We start from the raw sequence: 19519 nt of genomic DNA, 5'->3' as shown, positions 1-19519 counted from the left end.
AAGGAGAAGAATAGAATGAATAAAGAATACTCGGCAATCTTTGACCTCAGCAAACAAAACAATATGAGAGACTTTTTTTTAAATATTTTAACTCCTCATGGAACAACCACTGCGTATCATAAAAATAATATCATCTGTTTGGATATTGTAAAATCTCTGTATATTATAGTCGCTGGAGAAGTTCAGATCTCTCTCTCAGAAGAAAATGGAGATGAACAGCTTATTTATACTCTGAGCCCCGGTGAGATTTTAGGCGAATTTGAAATTTTTTCTGATATCTCTGAAAATTACACCCTTCATTTTATTACCGATTCAAAAATATGTAAGCTAACTAAAGAACAGGTAGATAGGATTCTTTTAAAAAATCCCAATTACTATTCGTATTTTATTCACAGTATGTCTAGAAAATATCACCTGGCTCTTTTTCAACTGAGTTTCAATAAATTTTATATCAATGAAGAGAGAGTTCTTGAATTTTTAATCAGAATAGCGATCTCTAGAAATCCTCATAAAGAAAATGATGTAGAGATCTATGGATATACCCATGAAAATATCGGAAATACATTGAACATTTCTAGGATAGGCATTACAAATATTCTGAAGAAATTACAGGATAAGAAGTTGATCATAATAAAAAGAAAACTTATAACAGTTCTCTCAATCTCTCAATTAAAAAATTATAGAAAGAGTATACAAAAAAAATAGACGATTACCTTGTTTTTACAACCTCATTTTTAAAATATTAAATTGACCTTTATTTGTGGTAAGGTATTATGAATATTGATAATGGAGATTTACAAATGGAATATAAACTATATACGGAAACTTCTTTCAACACAGGATTATCTTGAATTTGATAAGATTCTTACTGTCATGTCTGAAGAAATAAAAAAAGTAGGAAGGTATTTAAATGAAAAATGCTTTAATAACAGGAGCCACCAGTGGTATAGGAGCCTCCTTTGCGAGAAAACTTGGGAAGGAGGGTTATAACCTCTATATTACAGGAAGACGTATAGAGGTTATAGAGAAATTGGCCTATGATATCCGTAAAAAATACCACGTTAAAGTTACTGTGGTCTTAGCTGATTTCACCATACCTCAAGAAGTGGATAATTTATTAAAAGAAATAGAAACAGTTCCCTTTGATTTTTTAATAAACAATGTGGGTTTCGGTCATAAAAAAAAATTCTTTGATGACACTTATGAGAAGCAATATGAAATGATAGAAGCACATATAAATTCATTTTGTAAAATTACTTACCTTGTGTCGAGAAATATGAGAAAAAATAAAAATGGGAATATTATAAATGTCTCCTCCCTTGCAGGCTTTGCTCCTACATCCTTTAATCATCTTTACAGTTCCACCAAGTCATTTATAACAACATTCACAGAATCTCTTCATCTTGAGCTCTCACCTTTGGGAATAAGAGTCCAGGCTCTCTGTCCTGGTTTCACGAGAAGTGATTTTCACAAATCTTTGAATATAAAAGAAGAAACCTTTAAAAACAGGTGGCTTGTAAGGTGGATGGACTCGGATAAAGTAACAGAGCTTTCACTGAAATCCTTAAACAAAAAAGGCGGACTCTATATTCCAGGATTGTCCAATAAAATTCTCTATACCATAGTAAAGTTTCTACCCAGAAAATTATACTATTCTCTAGCCAGAAAAATGGGGATGTAAAAAGGAGGAGATTTATGTAAATCTCCTCCTTTAATTATGTCTGAAAAATAGCAGCAGTGTACCCTTTGTTTGGAAGATGAAAAAGTTTAGAATTCAGTTCCCCCTGTTACCTTTAAATCTTCATTATTCTCATATATTCCTTTAATGGAAGCTTCCAGCCCTTTAGCAATAGATTTTAGATCCATATAGGGTGTATTTTTTTTATCTAATACCTGCTCAGGTATGAAAGGAACATGGATAAACCCTCCTTTTTTTGCCGAAGAAAACTTATTTATATGATAGAGTAGACCATACATTATATGGTTACACACAAATGTTCCGGCGGTATTGGAAATGGAAGCCGGTATATTTACTTTTTTAATCTCCTCCACCATTGCTTTTATTGGAAGGGTTGTAAAATATGCATTCTCTCCATCAGAATATACAGGCTCATCTATGGGTTGATTTCCCTTATTATCTTTTATTCTGGCATCATCTAAATTAATAGCCACTCTTTCTATAGAGATATCGTACCTTCCCCCTGCTTGTCCTACACAAATTACGACTTCTGGCTTATGTTTTTTTATCCCCTCTAAAAGAACATCTATCGATTCCTTAAAAATCGTAGGAACTTGGAGTTTAATAATTTCTACTTCTTCGATTTGTGATGGTAGGAGTTTAACAGCTTCCCAGGCTGGGTTTATGCTTTCATTTCCAAATGGATCAAATCCTGTAATTAATAACTTCATCTATATCCTCCTTAAAATGCCCAAAAATACATAAGTACAATATGGATTACCAACATTGCAATTGCAACAGGTGCCTGAGCTAAGATAACACCATTTTTATTTTTCATATCCATAATTGCTGCAGGAACTACGTTGAAATTAGCAGCCATTGGGGTAAGTAGAGTTCCACAATATCCTGCTGTAAGTCCTAATATTCCCGCAATAGCCGGATCTGCTCCTTGAGAAAATACAAAGGGAATCCCTATTCCAGCTGTAATAACAGCAAAAGCAGCAAAAGCATTTCCCATGATCATAGTAAAGATAGCCATTCCAAGACAGTAGACTACCACACCTGCTAAAATATTTCCCTGGGGAACGATTGAGCCCATTAAATCAGCTATAACATCTCCTACACCTGCTAAAGTGAAGAGAGCTCCCAATGCAGCTAAAAGCTGTGGTAGAATTGCTGTAGATCCTATTTGCTGAAGCATCCTAGAGCTGTCATATCCTACATATTCAGGTTTTTCTTTAGTTATGATAAGAGTGAGAATAAGTGCTATGATAGACCCTAGTCCTAAACCTACTAATCCTCCTAAAGGAGTAAATTGAGCGATGGCAAAAGCAACTATTCCAATAGCTAATGCTGGGAAAAATATTATGTTTCCTATGGTTTTACTTTTTTCAATTCGATATTCTTCTGAAGAGTTCTTTTGTGAACCTGCTCCTACCCTGTTTAAAGCTGTCAGAATTCCCATGAATACCAAAAGTCCTCCGACAATATGAGGTGGTATTTTTTTCCCACCAATAAAAATTAATCCAAACAAGATCCAAAATATTCCTGTACCAAATTTTGTTTTATGTTCCTTGTCTGTCAGAGCATATATTCCTGTACCTATTGCTACTAAACCTGTCAATATATACATAATTTCAAGAATCATACTTTTCATTTGCTCTCCCCTCCAGTTTTAGCTATCTTTTTTTCCAGCATATGATTTTGTATTACAGAAAAAATTAGTCCAATGATGGCAACTGGAATAGCAGCTTTAGAAACTGAATATGGTGTTACAATGACTCCTAATTCCTGAAGTGTTCCTACTACTAAAAGTACTCCTGCACTGGCTACAAATACATTCTGTCCATAGAAATTTCCGTAATTTTCTACAGCACAGGCAACTCCTTTGATATTTTCGTTTTTATCTTCAGATAAAACACCATTTTTCTTTTCTCCTGCCCCTTGCGCCATAGGGTAGATAAGTGGTCTTATAAATTGTACGTGTCCTCCTAGTCTCACAGAAAAAGCAGCAGCTAATGTTCTTATAATCATATACATGGTTAGTACCTTTCCCGTAGTTATAGATTTCATCTCCCCAATACATTTAGAAGCCCGTTCTTTCAAACCATTTCTTTCTAAAATTCCTACAACTGAAAGAGTTAAAAGAAACAGTGTCATATATCTAGTTTTAACAAACGCTTCCCCCAGTGTAGATAAAATAGTAAAAAAATCCAATCCCGAAACTAAGCCTGTTGTAATTCCTGCAATAATAACAACGGCTATAGTATCCAGTTTTAATAAGAATCCTATAATTATTATAAGAATTCCAATAAGTTTAATTGTAACCATAAATTAATCCCCCCTTTTTTTGTTATATAAAGAATACAGGAAATAAAACAATTGTTTTGTAATATATTTTACATTTCTAAAAAATAACCATTAGATTTTGATACTATAGTAGTAAGAAATGGATATGAAATGTTTTTTACTGATTGATATATATGAAATTTAAAAAAATATGGGAATAATAAAAGCCTCAAAATAAATTTGAGGCTGTATGTATCTATTTAATTTTATAATACAGAATTAGAATATTCTTCCATCGATATTAAAGAATGGGAATATTGGTAAGAATCCAGTTTTTGCCATGTTGATCAGACCTAACTGTACCCCTGTAAGATCATTGGTCATATTAAATAATCCCATTTGAAATGCAGAACTCTGAGAGATATTAACTAAACCAAGGTTAACTGTAGATCTTCCGTCAGAGATATTAACTGCTCCCCATTGAAGACCTTTTACATTGTGAGTCATATTTACTAATCCAAAAATAGCTCCTGTAGACTCGCCACCGTGGATATTTACTAAACCAAATCCAGCTCCTTTAAATGAGTTATTAACCTTGTTAGCTCCAAGTGAAAATGGGCTTAACTGAAGACCAGTAAAATTATCAGTTTCTCCTAAAGCTAAAATGTTTATATCCAAACCAGTCATATTGGTAGTTTTACCGTAAAATAGGTTTAGTCTTAATCCGCTGACATCTTCAGATGCCGGCATCTGTTTGCCTGCTACATTAAATTGAAATCCAGTTGCAAATGACATACTAGATAGTAAGAATACCATTCCTAATAAAATTTTAATTCTTTTCATAAATTTTCCTCCTAAAAAATAATTTGATAGGGCAATTATACTATAAAATATATGATTTTATTTATCCCATACACAATAATATTATTAAGATACACAATATTACTTTTAAAATACACAAGACTGCCATTAGAAGTATTTTTTTAAGATTAAATAGAGACAAAAAATAGTAAGCAAGGGTATGTGGGGTTAAAAATAGTCTTTATCTCAATAAAATACATGTTATAATAAACTAAAAAAATTATTGGAGGAAATATGAAATCAAAAAAATATTTGGGGCTTATTTTTATACCCCTAGTCTATATATTACTTTTATACCATCCAGCTGCTACAGGGAATTATCTAAAATTAGAGGTCGGTTTGGAAAAACTTCCAGAGATCTATAATCTAATTGATGTTGATATATATGATCAGAACAATGATTTGATAGATGTCCCTATGGTAGATTTTTTGGATGATATCTATATTTTTGAGTTAGACAAGGGAAGATATACTCTTGAGCTTGGATATGAAGACCAGAAAAAAATTATTGAATTCAATCGGACTGAGGGGTATCAAAAACTTTCAAAGATATTTTTTAAGTCTTCAGATTTTGATAAAAAACAATCTATATTTTTATATTCTATGTTGTTTATATCTACGATATTTATATTTTTTACATCAACCATTATCAATAAAGAAAAAAATAGATTTCTCAGAGCAGCGACTCTGTCGCTGTTAATCATAATTTCTCTCAGGATTATAATGTTCGGGTTAAAATATTATGATTTTGAAGTCTGGAAACTTACATATAAACTATCGTTGCTGTTTGAAGTATTTTTAGGCTTTTCAATGCTGAAATGGGTTGTTAAAGAGATAAAAATACCATTTGAGAGCTTCATAAAAAAGCTCATAAATCTTTTTTTTGTTCTCCAAATAGGTTTTTTAGGAGCTCTAGTTTTTCTGGATTTTGGAAAAGTTTTTGATCTCCTGCTACACATAAAAAATACAAATATATTTATGTTGTTTTTTATAGTTCTTGTTTCCAGTAGGGAATTTTTATTTCCCATGATATCTACTATAATATTTATTGCTACTATGCCGTTTCCATTAAAGGGATTTCGTAAATTTAAATTGTTTAATGAAGGAAGTTTTTCCTTTGTAGCTTTTCTTACCACAATATTTACATGGTATTATACCTTCCATGAATTTGAAAATGGAAGGATCGATAGTGTTGTTGAGATATATATATTTCTATCGGTATTTATTCTGGTATTGTTTAAGGCATATGTATTTTCAGGTTCTAGAGAATACGGATTGTTAAGGTCAACTTTTTGGTGGATGGGTCGTGTAAATTATATAGTTTTTTTAGCCTATCTATATCTTATCTATACTAGGGATTTTAAATCAACCCTTATGGCTCTTATTATATTGCTAGGAACTGACCTTCTTTATATCAATTTAAAAAATGCTGTGGAATCCCAACATTTTTCCTTAAATCATATTTTATTTAAAGAGTCTGAAATTTTGAATATTTCACAGTTAAAATTTTTGATAGAAAATGAAATTTCAAAAATCATTCATCTCAAAAGTATCCATCTTAAAGTTAACTTTGATGGGATTAAACATATTGAAAGTACTAAGGAAAATATATTTTTTTATGGGATTGCTCAGGAGAAGAGTATTATAGCTCTTGAGATATTACCTTATTACAGACTTAAAATATTTGAGAGAAAAGCAATAGAGGATCTGATGAATGAACTTCCTGGAGTAGCTCTTAGAATTAATCACCGTGAGATAGATTTAAAAAAATATTCTTTAGATAACTTTGCCATAGGAACCAGATTGATAGAGGTAAAAGATCTTCTCATACTGAATAATTCTATCTCAGATGAGAGGACCAAACAAACCATTCAAGATAGTCTTTTAGAGGAGTTAGATACCCTTATAAAGGAGGTGGATGCCCATGATCAAAATCGGCCTTTGGGTGAGTAATTCTACTTACCTTCTTATATGTAATAATATAAAAATAGAGTTTTTAAATGTAAAAAAATCACCTGAATTAATAAAGGAAACTTCCCTCTTGATCCTGGATGAAACCTTTTCTGAAGAAGGTGGATTAAATTATTTGAACTCTATAAATAAAGCGGTGGTTTTAATGGGAAATTCAACGACTTCAACAGCTAGGATGCTCCTAAAAAATAAATCTCTATTCGATATGATCTCCAAAAGAGATTTTATTATGTTGGAAAAGGTTATAGATGATTTTTTTAAAGAAAGTGTCGAGTATTTGAGGATAGAAAATTCTTCTTCTCTATCCCTCATAAAAAAAGAGGATATAGCTTATATATCTTATGACAGACTCCTGAGAAGGTCTATTATTACTCTTTTTAATAAGGAAGAGTATTTTTCAAAGGTCTCTCTGGGAGAATTAGAAAATATACTGAGTCTTAATTTTATTCGTGTAGAGAGAGGATATATCATCAATAAAAGTAAAGTTAAATCACTGGATTTTAAAGAAGAAGTACTTGTTTTTTATGATAATATGACTCTTCCCCTTGGAAAGAGAACTTTAAAAAAAATGGAAAGTTTAGTTTTTACTGAAACATTTTCCTTAAATATTTAACCGAATAAAGGCTTTAGTCGTTGTAAACTGTACCCTTTGTCAAGGACACTTAAAAAAAAGGTATGGTTAAGATACTGTTAAAAGATGATTTCTGTATTGCACAGGAGTCATCTTTTTTAAGTTCCATTGATACCTATGGTTATTGTAATAATTCATATATTTAGATACTTCTTTCTTTACATCATCTAATGTTTTTAAGGGCTTTAAATTTATTTCATCTTTCATATGTCCAAAGAATGACTCCATAGGAGCATTATCCCAACAGTTACCTTTTCGCGACATTGATTGGATAATTTTCTTTGATTTCACTAATCTTTGAAACTTAGGATTAGTATAGTGAAAGCCTTGATCCGAATGAATAATGCACTCTGGATGGAGTTTAAACTTTCTTTTAACTAAGCGCTTAACCGTGTTTAAAGCAATATCAATACTAAGACTATGAGACACCTCATGAGCTAATACTTCATTAGTACTACCATCTTTTATTGTTGAAAGATAAGCTCTTTTTCCAATTCCATAAGTTAGATAGCTGATATCAGTTAGGAGAACTTTTTTAGGAACTTCTTGTTTAAATTCTCTTTTCAATATATTAGGGACAGTCGAATGTTCCTTAGTTGCTTTAGCTATGTTTTTATAGGGGTTCGGTTTTCTGTGAGGACATATTATTTCGTATTTTTTCATAATTCTTCTTATTTTTTTCAAATTAAAAATAGTATCAAATTCATTCTCTAAAATCATCCTGATACTTCGGGCGCCCTTCTTAAAACCTCTTCTATTAAAAGCTTTTAGAATTAATCTTTTGGAGTTTAAATCTTTAGCTTCTTTATTATTTCTATTTTTTTCTGAATTAATATAGTTGTAAAAACCAGACCTGGAAACCCCCGCTTGAAAACATAGAAATTTAATTTTTGATTTCAACTTATATCTTTTAACTATTAATTTAATAGCTTCAAAAATCTCAGTTTTATTTAAGCATCCCCCCTTTCGATCTCGTCTAACTTTTTTAAAAATTCATTCTCTATTTTTAAATATTCAATCTGTGCTTCTAAACGTTTAATTTTTTCTAAATCTGTTAACTCTCTTTTCAGAGGTCTTCCAGAAGATGTTTTCCTGGAATCCATTAAACCCAGTTCACCATTATCTTTAAAAGCTTTCCTCCAACGTTTAGAGGAAGTTTCAACTCTTTTCATACCTAAAATATCCACATCAAAGCCAGCTTCCTCAAAAATTATACGCGGAGGCTTTCCCATTTTATATTCCTCAATAAATTTCTTTTTAAATTCAAAAGTATATGTAATAGCTTTATTTGAAACTTTAGAAATATTTTTATTTTTAGATAATTTAGTAACTTCTATATCTGAAAATATTTTTTTAGACATTTAATTCACCCCTTTAAACTCTTATTAAAAAATTGTATCAAAAAAACCATGAAACTAACACTTTTTTTCAAGTGTCCAGTTTCATGGTTACAGTTTATTGAGACTTAAGCCTTTTTTTATTCCCTCATAAAATTGATCTTTTCGTGTATGATTTAATACACTTTGTGAAGTACCTCTTAATATTTAAGAAAAAATTGTTATCATATCTAATATATCATCAAATTTTGAAATTATTAAAGGAGATCAACAATGAAAAACATATTTTTTTATTCTAAATTAATTAAGCAGGGAAGTAAAAAAGGTCAGCTCAATACACAAAAAAAGAAGATGAGATTTACCTTGAGAACTCTTCTTTATTATCCTTGGGTAAATAATCTGACAAATTTTATCTTGAAGCATGATTATCTCTCTTCGACAGTCTATCAATATCCTATCTTAGTAAGCAAGATGCATAGACCCTACCTGTCGAGCTCATTTAAAATGAGTGAAAAGTTAAATACAATAAAAGACAGCTATGAATTTATAGATACTCATTTTTCTGAAAAGATGAGGAAATCACTCTATACAAAGGGACAGATTCAGTTGGGAGATATCTGCGGCAATAACTCTGAGATGTTTTATATAAATTTAGCTCTCTATCCCCATTATGACAAGGAGGGAGAATTTAATCTGATCCTGACCAATTCAGAGAATATAACCCTTTCTACCCTTACTTTCAGCCTACAGAGAAAAAATGATAAATTCAGAGTATTCATAGGGGGACTCCAGGGAGCTCCAAGAGGTGTGGATCACAGTATAATAAAAACAGCTACCAAAAATTTATATGGAATATTTCCTAAAAAAGTTCTGATGGAATCACTTTATTTTCTTGAAAAATCATTGGAGATGAAGATAGATAAGATATGTGTGGGAAATAATCAGCATGTCTATACTGCCAAGAGGTACAAGAAGAAAAGGACTATCCACTCTAGTTATGACAACTTTTGGGAGTCTTTAAATGCTGAAAAAACAAAGGTGGGCCTTTGGATTCTGCCGGAAGAACTAGAAAAAAAAGATATACTGAGTGTTCCAAGTAAAAAGAGGGGACAGTATAGGAAAAAGTATGGTTTATTGGATGAATTAGAAGGTTCAATTTTGAGTACCTTTAATAAAAAAAAGGTAGATACTGTTGCTTTTATATAGATAATTTAAATCACGGGTATAAGCTTCTTATACCCGTGATTATTTATATATTAGAAAAAACTAGATCTTAGAATTAACAAATTTCCCACTCTTACCGCCTGTTTTTTCTTCTAGATAGATCCTTCCTATGATCATCTCCTTATCTATGGCTTTACACATATCATAAATAGTTAATAATGCTGTGCTTACCATCTGAAGAGCTTCCATCTCTACTCCGGTTTGTCCTGTAGTTTTAACAGTTCCCTTAGCATATATGATTAACTTTTTTTGATCTATTTCAAAATCTATGTCGGCTCCTGTAAGAAGCAGAGGGTGACACATGGGAATAAGTTCATGAGTTTTTTTTGAAGCCATAATGGCAGCAACTCTGGCTACTCCTAAAACATCTCCTTTTTTAACTCCTCCATTGACAATGAGATTCATAGTTTCAGAATTGACCTCTATACTCCCGCAGGCTATAGCCTTTCTGCTAGTATCCTCTTTTTTACTTACATCTACCATGATAGCTTTTCCATCTTTAAAATGACTAAATCCCATATTTTACTCCTATTATATATATTTTTTACTCCTAATATTAACATTTCTAGAAAGAAAAATAAATCTAAAAACTTTTTTGCTGCCAATCTACACCAACTATACCTTTTTTTAATACGATTTTCCTCACTTTATGTTTCACCTATTTTAGTTTCTAACTATAGAAGCGGACAAGGCTAAGTTCTGGTATACTGCTCTTAAAATTTATAGCTAATTGGATGCAACGTCACGTTGCTTTTATGGTATAATACTTCCCGAGGTGATAGATCATGATTAAACAATATGCCATTATATTTATGGTAACTTACTTAGGAGAGATGATCAGTAAATCCATCAACTTCCCTTTTCCAGGGCCGGTCATTGGAATGCTGATACTCTTTATTTTGCTGGAAAGAAAATTAATTGACGTAGATTTTGTAGAGAAGGGAGCTAATAATATCCTGCTCAACCTGGCTATATTTTTTATTCCGCCGGGAGTAGGACTTATCTCCGCTTTAGATCTGCTGAATGGAAACGTATTGAAAATAGTAGTAACTATGATATTAACTACCATAATTACCATGGTGACTACAGGTCTTACAGTTCAATATCTGATAAATAGGAGGAAAAAATGATAGAACTATTAAACAGTCCTTTATTTGGAATCTGTCTGACAATTGCTGCTTATATAATAGGGTTGGAGATCTATAAGAAGTTTAAACTACCTATTCTGAATCCTATATTAATAGCCCTTATAATTATAATCCCTATATTGTTATATTTTAAAATACCATTGGAAACTTATAAAAAAGGAGGAGACCTGATCTCTTTCTTCTTAGGGCCTGCCACAGTAGTTTTAGCGGTACCCCTGTATAAAAAAATAGATCTGTTGAAACAGCATTTCATACCAATATTAGGAGGAGTTGTTGTAGGAGTTTTGACATCTATACTGTCCTGCACCCTTATAGGAAAGGTATTGGGGATGGATTTGAGTCTTATAAAATCTTCCCTGTCAAAATCACTGACAACTCCTATAGCCATAGAGTTATCTAAACAGGTAGAAGGAATTATACCTATTACCATAGTGATGGTTATGATAACTGGGATAACAGGAGCCGTTTTAGCACCATTTATCTGTAAGATTTTTAAGATAGAAAATAAAATAGCTAAAGGAATAGCTATTGGGACTGCAAGTCATGCTGTAGGTACTTCTAGAGCTATTGAGATGGGAGAAACTGAAGGAGCTATGAGTGGATTAGCCATTGGAGTAGCTGGGGTTTTAACAGTTTTCATCTTACCATTGTTATATATAGTGTTATTTTAAAACAACATTATCATTTATTAAATAAAAAAGATTCCCATAAGGGAATCTTTTTTTAGATTTTATATGTTTAATATTTCTACTACCGTCAGAGAGTGATCGCTCAATCTTTTATAGTGATTTAATATATCCATATATCCTGTAACCAATACTGGCGATTTAGTTGTTTCAGCCATTCTATCCAGATGATTTCTTCTGATCTCTTTATACAGATTAGAAATATTGGCAGATCTTTTAGTAGCTTCTCCTAAGATTTTATAGTTTTCATCCTTATAAGAGGTGTCTACATAGTCAAAGAAATCTACAGTCATAGTATGAATTTTTTCCAATTCTTCTAAGTTTTTCTTGCTTAGCTTTTGGTCATTATCAAATAATCTCTTATGGATAAATGCAATTCTTTTTAGATAATCTGTAACAGATTCATATTGATCTGAGATAGCTATATTTTTTCTGGCTTTCTTTATGATTGGTGCTTCTAAATCTAGAGTAAGAACTTTAGAATTTATAGAAGCAATCTCATCTTGTACCAGATCCATCCTGTCTTCAAGATCCAATACATTTTGGAATTCTTTGGAATCTACAGGTAAATTATCTATAAATGTTTTCTTTAAATCACTGAAAGATGAGATAATCTCCGTTCCCATTTTATTTATCTCTAATTTTGTCTGCTCTACTACAACATCAGGAGTTTCAAGCATTCTTTCATCTAAGTGAGTAAGTTTTTTTACTACTTCAGCCTTTTCAACTATCATTTTTTCCAATACTTTAGCTATATAACCTATAAATGGTAAGAATAATAATACGTTAGTTACGTTAAACATTGTATGAGCAGTGGCAATATATTTAGTAATATTTGATACAGGATCGACAAAGTTAGCTAAAAATTTAAGGTAGAATGGGAATATAGATACTACCCATGTTACACCTATAACATTTATAACCGTATGAGCTATTGCTGCTCTCTTTGCATTGGCACGAGCTCCTAAAGCAGCTAACATAGCAGTGATTGTCGTACCTACATTTTCTCCTAGGACTAGAGCAACTGCTGTTTCAGAATTTATCATTCCCTGACTGGCTAATACTATTGTTATACCTAAAGTAGCTGAAGACGACTGTACTATGGCTGTAAGTAAAGCTCCTACAAGGGCAGCCGCTATTACTCCACCAAAACCGCTGGTAGCATCAAAACTATGAAATAATTCTATGAAGAAAGGCATAGTTCTAAGGGGTTTAAATCCTTCACTCATAAGCTGTAATCCAAAGAAGATCATTCCTAATCCCATAAACGTTAAAACTTTAGTCTTTACTTTTTCATTTTTAGCAAATAAGTAGAAAATAGCAGCTATTCCTGCCATAGGTAAACCATATTTTCCGATTTTTAGTACCAGGATCCAACCAGTAACAGTGGTACCGATGTTGGCTCCTAAGATCACACCTAATGCCTGTTTTAAACTCATAAGTGAAGCGTTAACAAATCCAATAGTCATAACTGTACTTACAGAAGATGACTGGACCATGGCTGTAACTACCACACCGACTATACAAGCTATAACCCTGTTTTTAGTCAGCAGACCAATGATACTTTTGATCTTAGCTCCGGCGATTTTTTGCATTCCACCTGACATATGGTGCATACCATATAGAAAGATTCCTAGTCCTCCTATAACTTTAAAAAATATATCTAATCCCATCTTACTCCTCCTTAAATTCACCATTCTATCATCAATAATTGACATATTTACAGTCTTTTTACAAAGAACAAATTTATATTTTCAATATCTTTTACTGTATAGCTGGTATTTTTCCTTGATTATTTTCTATTAATATACAGGTATTATAAACCAAGGATGTAAATCCAATGTTTATTTAATGTAAAAATAGTGTAAACAAATTTAAATTTATACTTTTAATATACCTATAGAGCATAAGATAAGAAGAAAACGAATAAAAAGCTAATGTTTACATGGCTTTAATTAATCTACAAAGACTTCAGAGTATTTTTTATTATGAATATAAATGAAAATATGATAATATATAGTACAAAACTGAATAAAGACAGTTCACTGGTACCATCCTGTCTATAAATAAAACTAGGACACAATTCTGGAAATTTTTCAGAGTTCTATTTTGATTTTATTGGAGGATACTGTGTGTATCCTCTTTTTTATTACCTAAAAGTTTATACCCGGAGGGGCATCACCAAAATACTAATTGCAAGAAGTTAATTGTGCTTGTCTGGATGCAACGCCACGTTGCTTTTTTATTGCTTAAATTATGAAAGGAAAAAAATGAAAAAAATAGGTTTAACAACTACCGTACCGATAGAGGTACTTTTAGCAGCAGGGTATACTCCCATAGATTTAAATAATATTTTTGTTGTTTCCAAAGACTATGGAAAATATATAGAAAAAGCAGAACGGGACGGATTTCCTAAAAGTATGTGTGCCTGGATTAAGGGAATATACGGTGCCTGCATTGAAAATGGAATAGAGGAAGTTTTGGGTGTAACAGAGGGGGATTGCTCTAATACTAAAACACTTTTAGAAATATTTAAAAAAAATAATATAAAAATACATTCTTTCGGTTATCCCCACTCCCACTCTTTAGATGATATAAAAAATGAATTAGATAAACTTATGAAATATATGGGTGTATCCTATGAAGAGGTAGAGTCCCAGAGAGATAGACTAAACCTGATAAGGGAAAAAGCGAAATACATAGATGCATTGACTCTAGAGGGGAAGGCAACAGGTTTTGAAAATCATATACTTCAGCTGTGTTTCAGTGATTTTGACGGAGATGTGGAGAGATACAGTAATTTTTTAGATGAAAAGATAGAAGAAATAAATAAAAGACCTATAGATAAAAAAGGATTAAAGCTGGGATATCTAGGGATACCCCCTATGCAGGGAGATCTTCATGATTATGTTGAGGTCTTAGACGGAAGGTTTATATACAATGAAGTTCAGAGGGAGTTTGCTTTTCCAAGAGCCATGGAATCCAAAGATATATATGAACAGTATTATAACTATACATATACATATGATATAGATTTCAGGTTAGAGGATATAAAAAAGCAGATAAAAGAAAGAAAATTAGACGCGGTTATCCATTATACCCAGGCATTCTGCCATCGTGCAGTTGAGGATATAATTTTAAAACAGGAGTTAAATATACCTATATTAACAATCGAAGGGGATAAATCCAATGTTTTAGATGCCAGGACTAAATTAAGGATAGAAGCTTTTTTAGATATGTTAAAGGATAAAAAGCAACGTGATTATGCTAAAAACAGATTGGAGATAATTAATGAATGATATTACCTGTAAAACAAAAATAACTCCTAAAAAAATAGTAGGAATAGATTTAGGCAGCAGAGAAGTTAAAATTATAGTTACAGAAGAAAAAAAAATAGTATTGAGAAAGAAGATAAGTACAGTATCTTTTTACAGAGATTATTGCCAATACCAGAATAAAATAATCGTAGATTTAAAGAAATTAGGAATAGAGGATGTGGATCTGGCCGTTTCCACAGGATATGGACGGAATAATACAGATCTGAGTATGTTTAAACCTATAAATGAGATAAAAGCTCATGTATATGGGGCTTTAGCCCAGTCAGGAAAAAAAGATTTTATCCTTTTAGACATTGGGGGACAGGATGTAAAAATTGTAAAAATTGAAAAGGGTCTGGCTACTGATTTAGATCTAAATGATAAGTGTGCAGCTTCTTGTGGGAGATATTTAGAGAATATGGCTAATGTTTTAGAGGTCCCTTTGGATTCACTCTCAAATTATTCTAAAGATCCAGTAAAACTTAATTCAACATGTGCTGTTTTTTCAGAATCAGAATTGATTGGAAAGATTGCTGAAGGGATACCTTTGGACAGGTTAGCAGCAGGGATAAATTATTCTATGTACAGCAGATTACGTCCCTTACTTACAAAATTTAGAGGGAATACTCTTGTTGTCAGTGGAGGAGTAGCAAAAAACCGTTCTATTGTAGAATATCTGAAATCAGATTATACAGAGGTAGAAGTCCTAGAGGATCCACAGTTTAATGGAGCTATAGGATGTTGTTATTATGGAGAAAAATTTATATAGAGGAGAAATAAAGTATGTATATATTAAAGGGAGAACACAGTTTTGACAGTGCTCATTTCTTAGCAGGTTATCAGGGGAAGTGTTCAAATATTCACGGACACAGATGGAAAGTTATAGCAGAAATATGTGGTGAAAAATTAAAACAAGAGGGACAACTGAGAGGAATGGTTGTTGATTTTGGAGATATAAAAAAAGATATAAAAAAGATGGTAGATGACCATGACCATGCTCTGATTATAGAAAAGGGTACCATGAAAGAAATGACATTAAATTGTTTGAAGGAAGATAATTTCAATATAATAGAGGTGGATTTTAGGCCGACAGCTGAGGAGTTCTCAAGGTATTTTTATGAAATTTTAGAGGGGAAGGGATATTCTGTAAAAAGGGTAACTGTATATGAAACTCCTACTAATTCAGCGACATACGAAAAATAGGCAAGGGCAATGTGACGTTGCATCTAGACTGTGAGTAAGGTTAGTTTAATACAAGAATTATAGTTTACTTAAAGATAAAAAGGTGGTAAATATTATGAAATATTACAATGTAGTTGAAAAATTTGTAAGTATAAATGGAGAAGGGCAGAGATCGGGAGAGTTAGCGGTTTTTATTAGGCTTGCAAAGTGTAATTTAAGATGTAATTATTGCGATACAATGTGGGCCAATGAAGAAAACGTAGGTGCAACACCTATGACAAAAGAAGATATATACAACTATATTTTAGATACAAAGATTAAAAATGTAACTCTTACAGGGGGAGAGCCACTTTTAGACGTAGAAGTTAAAGATCTGATGGAATATATAGTGAAAGACAGGTCTTTATTTTTGGAAATTGAAACAAATGGAAGTATCGATTTGAATTTATTCAGATTGGATGTAAAAAACTTATCTTTTACAATGGACTATAAAGGGCCCTCAAGTGAGATGGAAGAGTTTATGTCTATGAAAAACTTTGAAACAATATCTGAGCTGGATACAGTAAAATTTGTTGTAGGTGATTACAAGGACCTCCTGAAAGCGAAAGGAATTATAGAAAAGTATGACCTTATCGACAGATGCAGTGTATATTTCAGTTCTATATATAAAAAAATAGAATTGGATGAAATAGTCGAATTTATGAAGAATTTTAACCTAAATGGAGTCAGATTGCAGCTGCAGATGCATAAGTTTATCTGGGGAAATAAGCAGGGAGTTTAAAATGAACGTGACGTTCAATACAAATTAGGAGTTATGTTGATTTTATACAAGAATATAATTAAAAAAAGGAGTAGTTTATGAAAGATAGAATAAATAAAGATAGATGTGTTTTAGTTTTTAGCGGGGGACAGGACAGTACAACCCTTTTGTTTCATGCTAAAAAATTGTATAAAGAAGTTATTGCAGTTTCATTCAATTATGGTCAAAAACATAGTTTAGAATTAGAATGTGCCAAAGAACTATGTAAAAAAAATGAGGTGGAACATCACATATTGGATATGGGGCTGTTGAATCAGCTGGCTCCAAATGCTCTGACAAGGTCGGATTTAGAGGTGGAAAAGGGAGATGTAGCAGAAGATGAAGTTCCGAATACATTTGTAGATGGAAGGAATATGATATTTTTAACCTTTGCAGGTATATTTGCTAAACAAAGGGATATCAATGTAATTATGACTGGGGTTTCTCAAAGCGACTTCAGCGGATATCCAGACTGTAGAGATGTATTTATTAAATCTTTAAATACAACTTTGAATTTGGCTATGGATTATACATTTGTTTTAGAAACACCCCTTATGTGGTTAGATAAAGCTGAAACTTGGAATATGGCCTATGAATTGGGAGTTTTGGATATTATAAAGGATGAAACTCTGACTTGTTACAATGGAATAGTGGGTAATGGGTGTGGAGATTGTCCAGCTTGTAGTCTAAGAAAAGCCGGATATTTAGAATTTAAAGAAAATTTTTTAAAAGGATAGTTGTATATAAAAAAAGGAGTTAAACCGCTGGTAGCGGTTTAACTCCTTTTTTTTGAAACTTTATTAAGATAGTTTATGCCATTTTGACTTTTTTCTTTGCTTCCATAACTTTTTCATATCTATTGTAGATTGCTAAAGCTATAATCGTAAAGAATACTGGTCCACCAATCATCCATAGAGTAGAAGGTATATCTCCTCCTACAGCTGGAGCTATAATTGTTGAAATATTTGCAAATCCAACAGAGGCAACGATAAAGAAAGTTGCAATCTTGGCAGCTTTATGTGTTTTATAAATTTCAAATGGTTTATTTATCTCTGTTTTTCCCTTAAAGAATGGGAATGCTACAGCTAGGAATAAATAAGGTATAGTCATAGCTACATTTGTCATAAGGATTAATTTAGAGAAAAATGCAGATGCTCCTTCTCCACCAAAAGAGATCATAACGATGAATACAGCTACGATACCACATTGGTACCACATTGCATTTACCGGCATTCCATCTTTGATTACCTTTACTTTTTCCGGCCACATTTCATCTGGTGTTCCCTCAATTAACTGCTTTAATGGAGAGTAACATAGGGCAAAGAATGCTCCAACTAATGCTAATACCATAGAGATACCCATATATCTAGACATCCATAATCCTAAATTGATAGCAGCTGGTTCACTTAAGTTAAGTGCTGTTCCCACTTGATATCCTAAGTTTTGCATCAATACATAGGCCACATTTCCCATATGAACTGATGGGTCTGATAAGATTTCACTCCAGTTTGTAAAGATACCACATAGGAATATTCCAATAGCGTATCCAATAGCAATGATTATCGCTGCTACAGTAACTCCCTTAGGGAATGTTTTTTCAGCGTTTTGAGTCTTATCAACTAATCCACCGACAGCTTCTATTCCACCGAAGGCAAAGATAGAAAATACCATAAATGAAGCTACCATCATAGGTGTTCCATAAGCTGGGTTAGGTGATGCAGTAAATGAATTAGCAACGATAGGTTGAGCAAATTCTCCACCATTTAATGCTAATACTAATAATGAACCAAATAATAATACTAAGTTAAGAAGTGTAACTGCTAAACCACCAATAGATGTTACCTTAGTTATTTTTTCTAACCCTTTAGTTGCTGTAAATGTAATTAATGTTATTAGACATACTCCTAAAAGTCCTAATGTCTGTGTAGAATTTAATCCAAATAAATGTAATTTAGAAGTTAAATCTTCACCAAATATTGCTGTTGAAATTACTATCCAAATAGATGAACTGATATTTACCATCCAAACAACATATGATGCATACCACATAAATGTACCGATAAATGCATATTTAAGACCTACTGATCTTTTCATCCAAGAAAATATTCCACCTTTTTCATCTTTAAATGCCGCACCGTATTCTGCCATCATAAAAGCATAAGGTATAAAGAATAAAACCGCTGAAATGATGTACCAAGGTATTGCACCATATCCCATTAAATAAAATGATCTAGGAATATTAGTAAACCCAAATACCGATGTGAATATCATTAAGATCAGTGATATTAATGACATTTTTTTTGCATTGTTCTCTTTCATTATAAAGTCCTCCTAAAGTTTTAATGTTAATTTTATAACACTTTCAAGCTATTATAACACATTTCGCGGACTTGTTA

General features: G+C 32.0%; 20 protein-coding genes. 12 read left to right on the top strand and 8 right to left on the bottom strand.

The annotated features are described in order from the left end of the window. The first annotated feature begins 15 nt into the window (after positions 1-15). Positions 16-705: a Crp/Fnr family transcriptional regulator gene (locus K337_RS0116870; RefSeq protein WP_028857620.1), complete on the top strand. Its 690-nt coding sequence runs from the start codon at positions 16-18 to the stop codon at positions 703-705. A 205-nt stretch (positions 706-910) separates the two neighbouring features. Then, entirely contained in the window at positions 911-1681 is a 771-nt protein-coding gene (locus K337_RS0116865) for an SDR family NAD(P)-dependent oxidoreductase (RefSeq protein WP_028857619.1), read from the top strand. Between the two features lie 86 nt (positions 1682-1767). Here the strand turns inward: K337_RS0116865 and pcp are convergent, their stop codons facing one another. The 4 genes from pcp to K337_RS0116845 all read right to left on the bottom strand — a co-directional run bounded on the left by pcp (position 1768) and on the right by K337_RS0116845 (position 4810). Beyond that, on the bottom strand, positions 1768-2409 hold the full coding sequence (pcp, locus tag K337_RS0116860) for a pyroglutamyl-peptidase I (protein WP_028857618.1): 642 nt from the start codon (positions 2407-2409) through the stop codon (positions 1768-1770). 11 nt (positions 2410-2420) lie between these two features. Beyond that, positions 2421-3335, bottom strand: a complete 915-nt coding sequence (locus tag K337_RS0116855; RefSeq protein WP_028857617.1) for a DUF979 domain-containing protein — start codon at positions 3333-3335, stop codon at positions 2421-2423. Then, positions 3332-4009 carry a DUF969 domain-containing protein gene (locus tag K337_RS0116850; RefSeq protein ID WP_037030072.1) on the bottom strand — a complete coding sequence of 226 codons (678 nt, stop codon included), beginning with the start codon at positions 4007-4009 and terminating at the stop codon, positions 3332-3334. Before K337_RS0116850 ends, K337_RS0116855 begins: the two co-directional genes overlap by 4 nt. Before the next feature lie 237 nt (positions 4010-4246). Further along, a complete protein-coding gene (locus tag K337_RS0116845) occupies positions 4247-4810 on the bottom strand; it encodes a VC2662 family protein (protein WP_028857615.1) in 564 nt (187 codons plus the stop codon). Positions 4811-5062: 252 nt separating this feature from the next. Between K337_RS0116845 and K337_RS0116840 the strand changes: the two genes are divergently transcribed. Both K337_RS0116840 and K337_RS19470 read left to right on the top strand, forming a co-directional pair. Further along, positions 5063-6781, top strand: a complete 1719-nt coding sequence (locus K337_RS0116840) for a hypothetical protein (RefSeq protein WP_028857614.1) — start codon at positions 5063-5065, stop codon at positions 6779-6781. Beyond that, complete coding sequence (locus tag K337_RS19470; RefSeq protein ID WP_084140932.1) at positions 6747-7412, top strand: LytTR family DNA-binding domain-containing protein; 666 nt, start codon at positions 6747-6749, stop codon at positions 7410-7412. The genes K337_RS0116840 and K337_RS19470 overlap by 35 nt, the downstream gene beginning before the upstream one ends. 66 nt (positions 7413-7478) lie before the next feature. On the opposite strand, the gene K337_RS19695 is transcribed toward K337_RS19470, so the two are convergent. Then, positions 7479-8791 (bottom strand): IS3 family transposase gene (locus K337_RS19695; RefSeq protein WP_425414013.1). Its coding sequence is split into 2 segments (ribosomal slippage): positions 7479-8401 and positions 8401-8791, totalling 1314 coding nucleotides; the frame shifts between segments, so codons are not numbered across the junction. Positions 8792-9040: 249 nt separating this feature from the next. On the opposite strand from K337_RS19695, the gene K337_RS0116820 reads away from it, so the two are divergent. Beyond that, complete coding sequence (locus tag K337_RS0116820) at positions 9041-9973, top strand: VirK/YbjX family protein (protein ID WP_028857612.1); 933 nt, start codon at positions 9041-9043, stop codon at positions 9971-9973. A gap of 60 nt (positions 9974-10033) precedes the next feature. Here the strand turns inward: K337_RS0116820 and moaC are convergent, their stop codons facing one another. Continuing rightward, entirely contained in the window at positions 10034-10510 is a 477-nt protein-coding gene (gene moaC / locus K337_RS0116815) for a cyclic pyranopterin monophosphate synthase MoaC (RefSeq protein WP_028857611.1), read from the bottom strand. 266 nt (positions 10511-10776) lie between these two features. Here moaC and K337_RS0116810 point away from each other — a divergent pair, with 266 nt between their 5' ends. Beyond that, positions 10777-11121, top strand: a complete 345-nt coding sequence (locus K337_RS0116810) for a CidA/LrgA family protein (protein ID WP_028857610.1) — start codon at positions 10777-10779, stop codon at positions 11119-11121. After that, the gene (locus K337_RS0116805; protein WP_028857609.1) at positions 11118-11810 is read left to right on the top strand and encodes an LrgB family protein; all 693 of its coding nucleotides are present in this window, start codon (positions 11118-11120) and stop codon (positions 11808-11810) included. Before K337_RS0116810 ends, K337_RS0116805 begins: the two co-directional genes overlap by 4 nt. 59 nt (positions 11811-11869) lie before the next feature. Here the strand turns inward: K337_RS0116805 and K337_RS0116800 are convergent, their stop codons facing one another. After that, positions 11870-13498, bottom strand: coding sequence for a Na/Pi cotransporter family protein (locus K337_RS0116800; RefSeq protein WP_028857608.1), 1629 nt, complete (start codon positions 13496-13498; stop codon positions 11870-11872). Between the two features lie 597 nt (positions 13499-14095). On the opposite strand from K337_RS0116800, the gene K337_RS18955 reads away from it, so the two are divergent. From K337_RS18955 to queC, 5 genes are all read left to right on the top strand, one after another. After that, complete coding sequence (locus K337_RS18955; protein ID WP_051251895.1) at positions 14096-15124, top strand: 2-hydroxyacyl-CoA dehydratase family protein; 1029 nt, start codon at positions 14096-14098, stop codon at positions 15122-15124. Then, positions 15117-15911: an acyl-CoA dehydratase activase gene (locus K337_RS0116790; RefSeq protein ID WP_051251893.1), complete on the top strand. Its 795-nt coding sequence runs from the start codon at positions 15117-15119 to the stop codon at positions 15909-15911. The genes K337_RS18955 and K337_RS0116790 overlap by 8 nt, the downstream gene beginning before the upstream one ends. Before the next feature lie 14 nt (positions 15912-15925). Beyond that, a complete protein-coding gene (queD, locus tag K337_RS0116785; protein ID WP_028857606.1) occupies positions 15926-16345 on the top strand; it encodes a 6-carboxytetrahydropterin synthase QueD in 420 nt (139 codons plus the stop codon). 94 nt (positions 16346-16439) lie between these two features. Then, positions 16440-17105 (top strand): putative 7-carboxy-7-deazaguanine synthase QueE, encoded by a 666-nt coding sequence (gene queE / locus K337_RS0116780; RefSeq protein WP_028857605.1) that lies wholly within the window; start codon positions 16440-16442, stop codon positions 17103-17105. Positions 17106-17182: 77 nt separating this feature from the next. Then, positions 17183-17860 carry a 7-cyano-7-deazaguanine synthase QueC gene (gene queC, locus K337_RS0116775; protein WP_037030069.1) on the top strand — a complete coding sequence of 226 codons (678 nt, stop codon included), beginning with the start codon at positions 17183-17185 and terminating at the stop codon, positions 17858-17860. Between the two features lie 73 nt (positions 17861-17933). On the opposite strand, the gene yjeM is transcribed toward queC, so the two are convergent. Continuing rightward, positions 17934-19442 (bottom strand): glutamate/gamma-aminobutyrate family transporter YjeM, encoded by a 1509-nt coding sequence (yjeM, locus tag K337_RS0116770; RefSeq protein WP_028857603.1) that lies wholly within the window; start codon positions 19440-19442, stop codon positions 17934-17936. Positions 19443-19519 lie beyond the last annotated feature (77 nt).

Source organism: Psychrilyobacter atlanticus DSM 19335 (assembly GCF_000426625.1).
GTDB lineage: Bacteria > Fusobacteriota > Fusobacteriia > Fusobacteriales > Fusobacteriaceae > Psychrilyobacter > Psychrilyobacter atlanticus.
The sequence above is the reverse complement of the archived record's forward strand: the minus strand, read 5'-3'. Positions and strand labels throughout refer to the sequence as shown.

Coding starts and splice junctions, on each gene's coding strand:
- queE (WP_028857605.1), top strand. CDS start 16,440: ATGAAATATTACAATGTAGTTGAAAAATTTGTAAGTATAAATGGAGAA.
- queC (WP_037030069.1), top strand. CDS start 17,183: ATGAAAGATAGAATAAATAAAGATAGATGTGTTTTAGTTTTTAGCGGG.
- moaC (WP_028857611.1), bottom strand. CDS start 10,510: ATGGGATTTAGTCATTTTAAAGATGGAAAAGCTATCATGGTAGATGTA.
- pcp (WP_028857618.1), bottom strand. CDS start 2,409: ATGAAGTTATTAATTACAGGATTTGATCCATTTGGAAATGAAAGCATA.
- queD (WP_028857606.1), top strand. CDS start 15,926: ATGTATATATTAAAGGGAGAACACAGTTTTGACAGTGCTCATTTCTTA.
- K337_RS0116845 (WP_028857615.1), bottom strand. CDS start 4,810: ATGAAAAGAATTAAAATTTTATTAGGAATGGTATTCTTACTATCTAGT.
- K337_RS0116870 (WP_028857620.1), top strand. CDS start 16: ATGAATAAAGAATACTCGGCAATCTTTGACCTCAGCAAACAAAACAAT.
- K337_RS0116800 (WP_028857608.1), bottom strand. CDS start 13,498: ATGGGATTAGATATATTTTTTAAAGTTATAGGAGGACTAGGAATCTTT.
- K337_RS0116865 (WP_028857619.1), top strand. CDS start 911: ATGAAAAATGCTTTAATAACAGGAGCCACCAGTGGTATAGGAGCCTCC.
- K337_RS0116820 (WP_028857612.1), top strand. CDS start 9,041: ATGAAAAACATATTTTTTTATTCTAAATTAATTAAGCAGGGAAGTAAA.
- K337_RS0116855 (WP_028857617.1), bottom strand. CDS start 3,335: ATGAAAAGTATGATTCTTGAAATTATGTATATATTGACAGGTTTAGTA.
- K337_RS0116790 (WP_051251893.1), top strand. CDS start 15,117: ATGAATGATATTACCTGTAAAACAAAAATAACTCCTAAAAAAATAGTA.
- yjeM (WP_028857603.1), bottom strand. CDS start 19,442: ATGAAAGAGAACAATGCAAAAAAAATGTCATTAATATCACTGATCTTA.
- K337_RS19470 (WP_084140932.1), top strand. CDS start 6,747: ATGCCCATGATCAAAATCGGCCTTTGGGTGAGTAATTCTACTTACCTT.
- K337_RS0116850 (WP_037030072.1), bottom strand. CDS start 4,009: ATGGTTACAATTAAACTTATTGGAATTCTTATAATAATTATAGGATTC.
- K337_RS0116840 (WP_028857614.1), top strand. CDS start 5,063: ATGAAATCAAAAAAATATTTGGGGCTTATTTTTATACCCCTAGTCTAT.
- K337_RS0116810 (WP_028857610.1), top strand. CDS start 10,777: ATGATTAAACAATATGCCATTATATTTATGGTAACTTACTTAGGAGAG.
- K337_RS0116805 (WP_028857609.1), top strand. CDS start 11,118: ATGATAGAACTATTAAACAGTCCTTTATTTGGAATCTGTCTGACAATT.
- K337_RS18955 (WP_051251895.1), top strand. CDS start 14,096: ATGAAAAAAATAGGTTTAACAACTACCGTACCGATAGAGGTACTTTTA.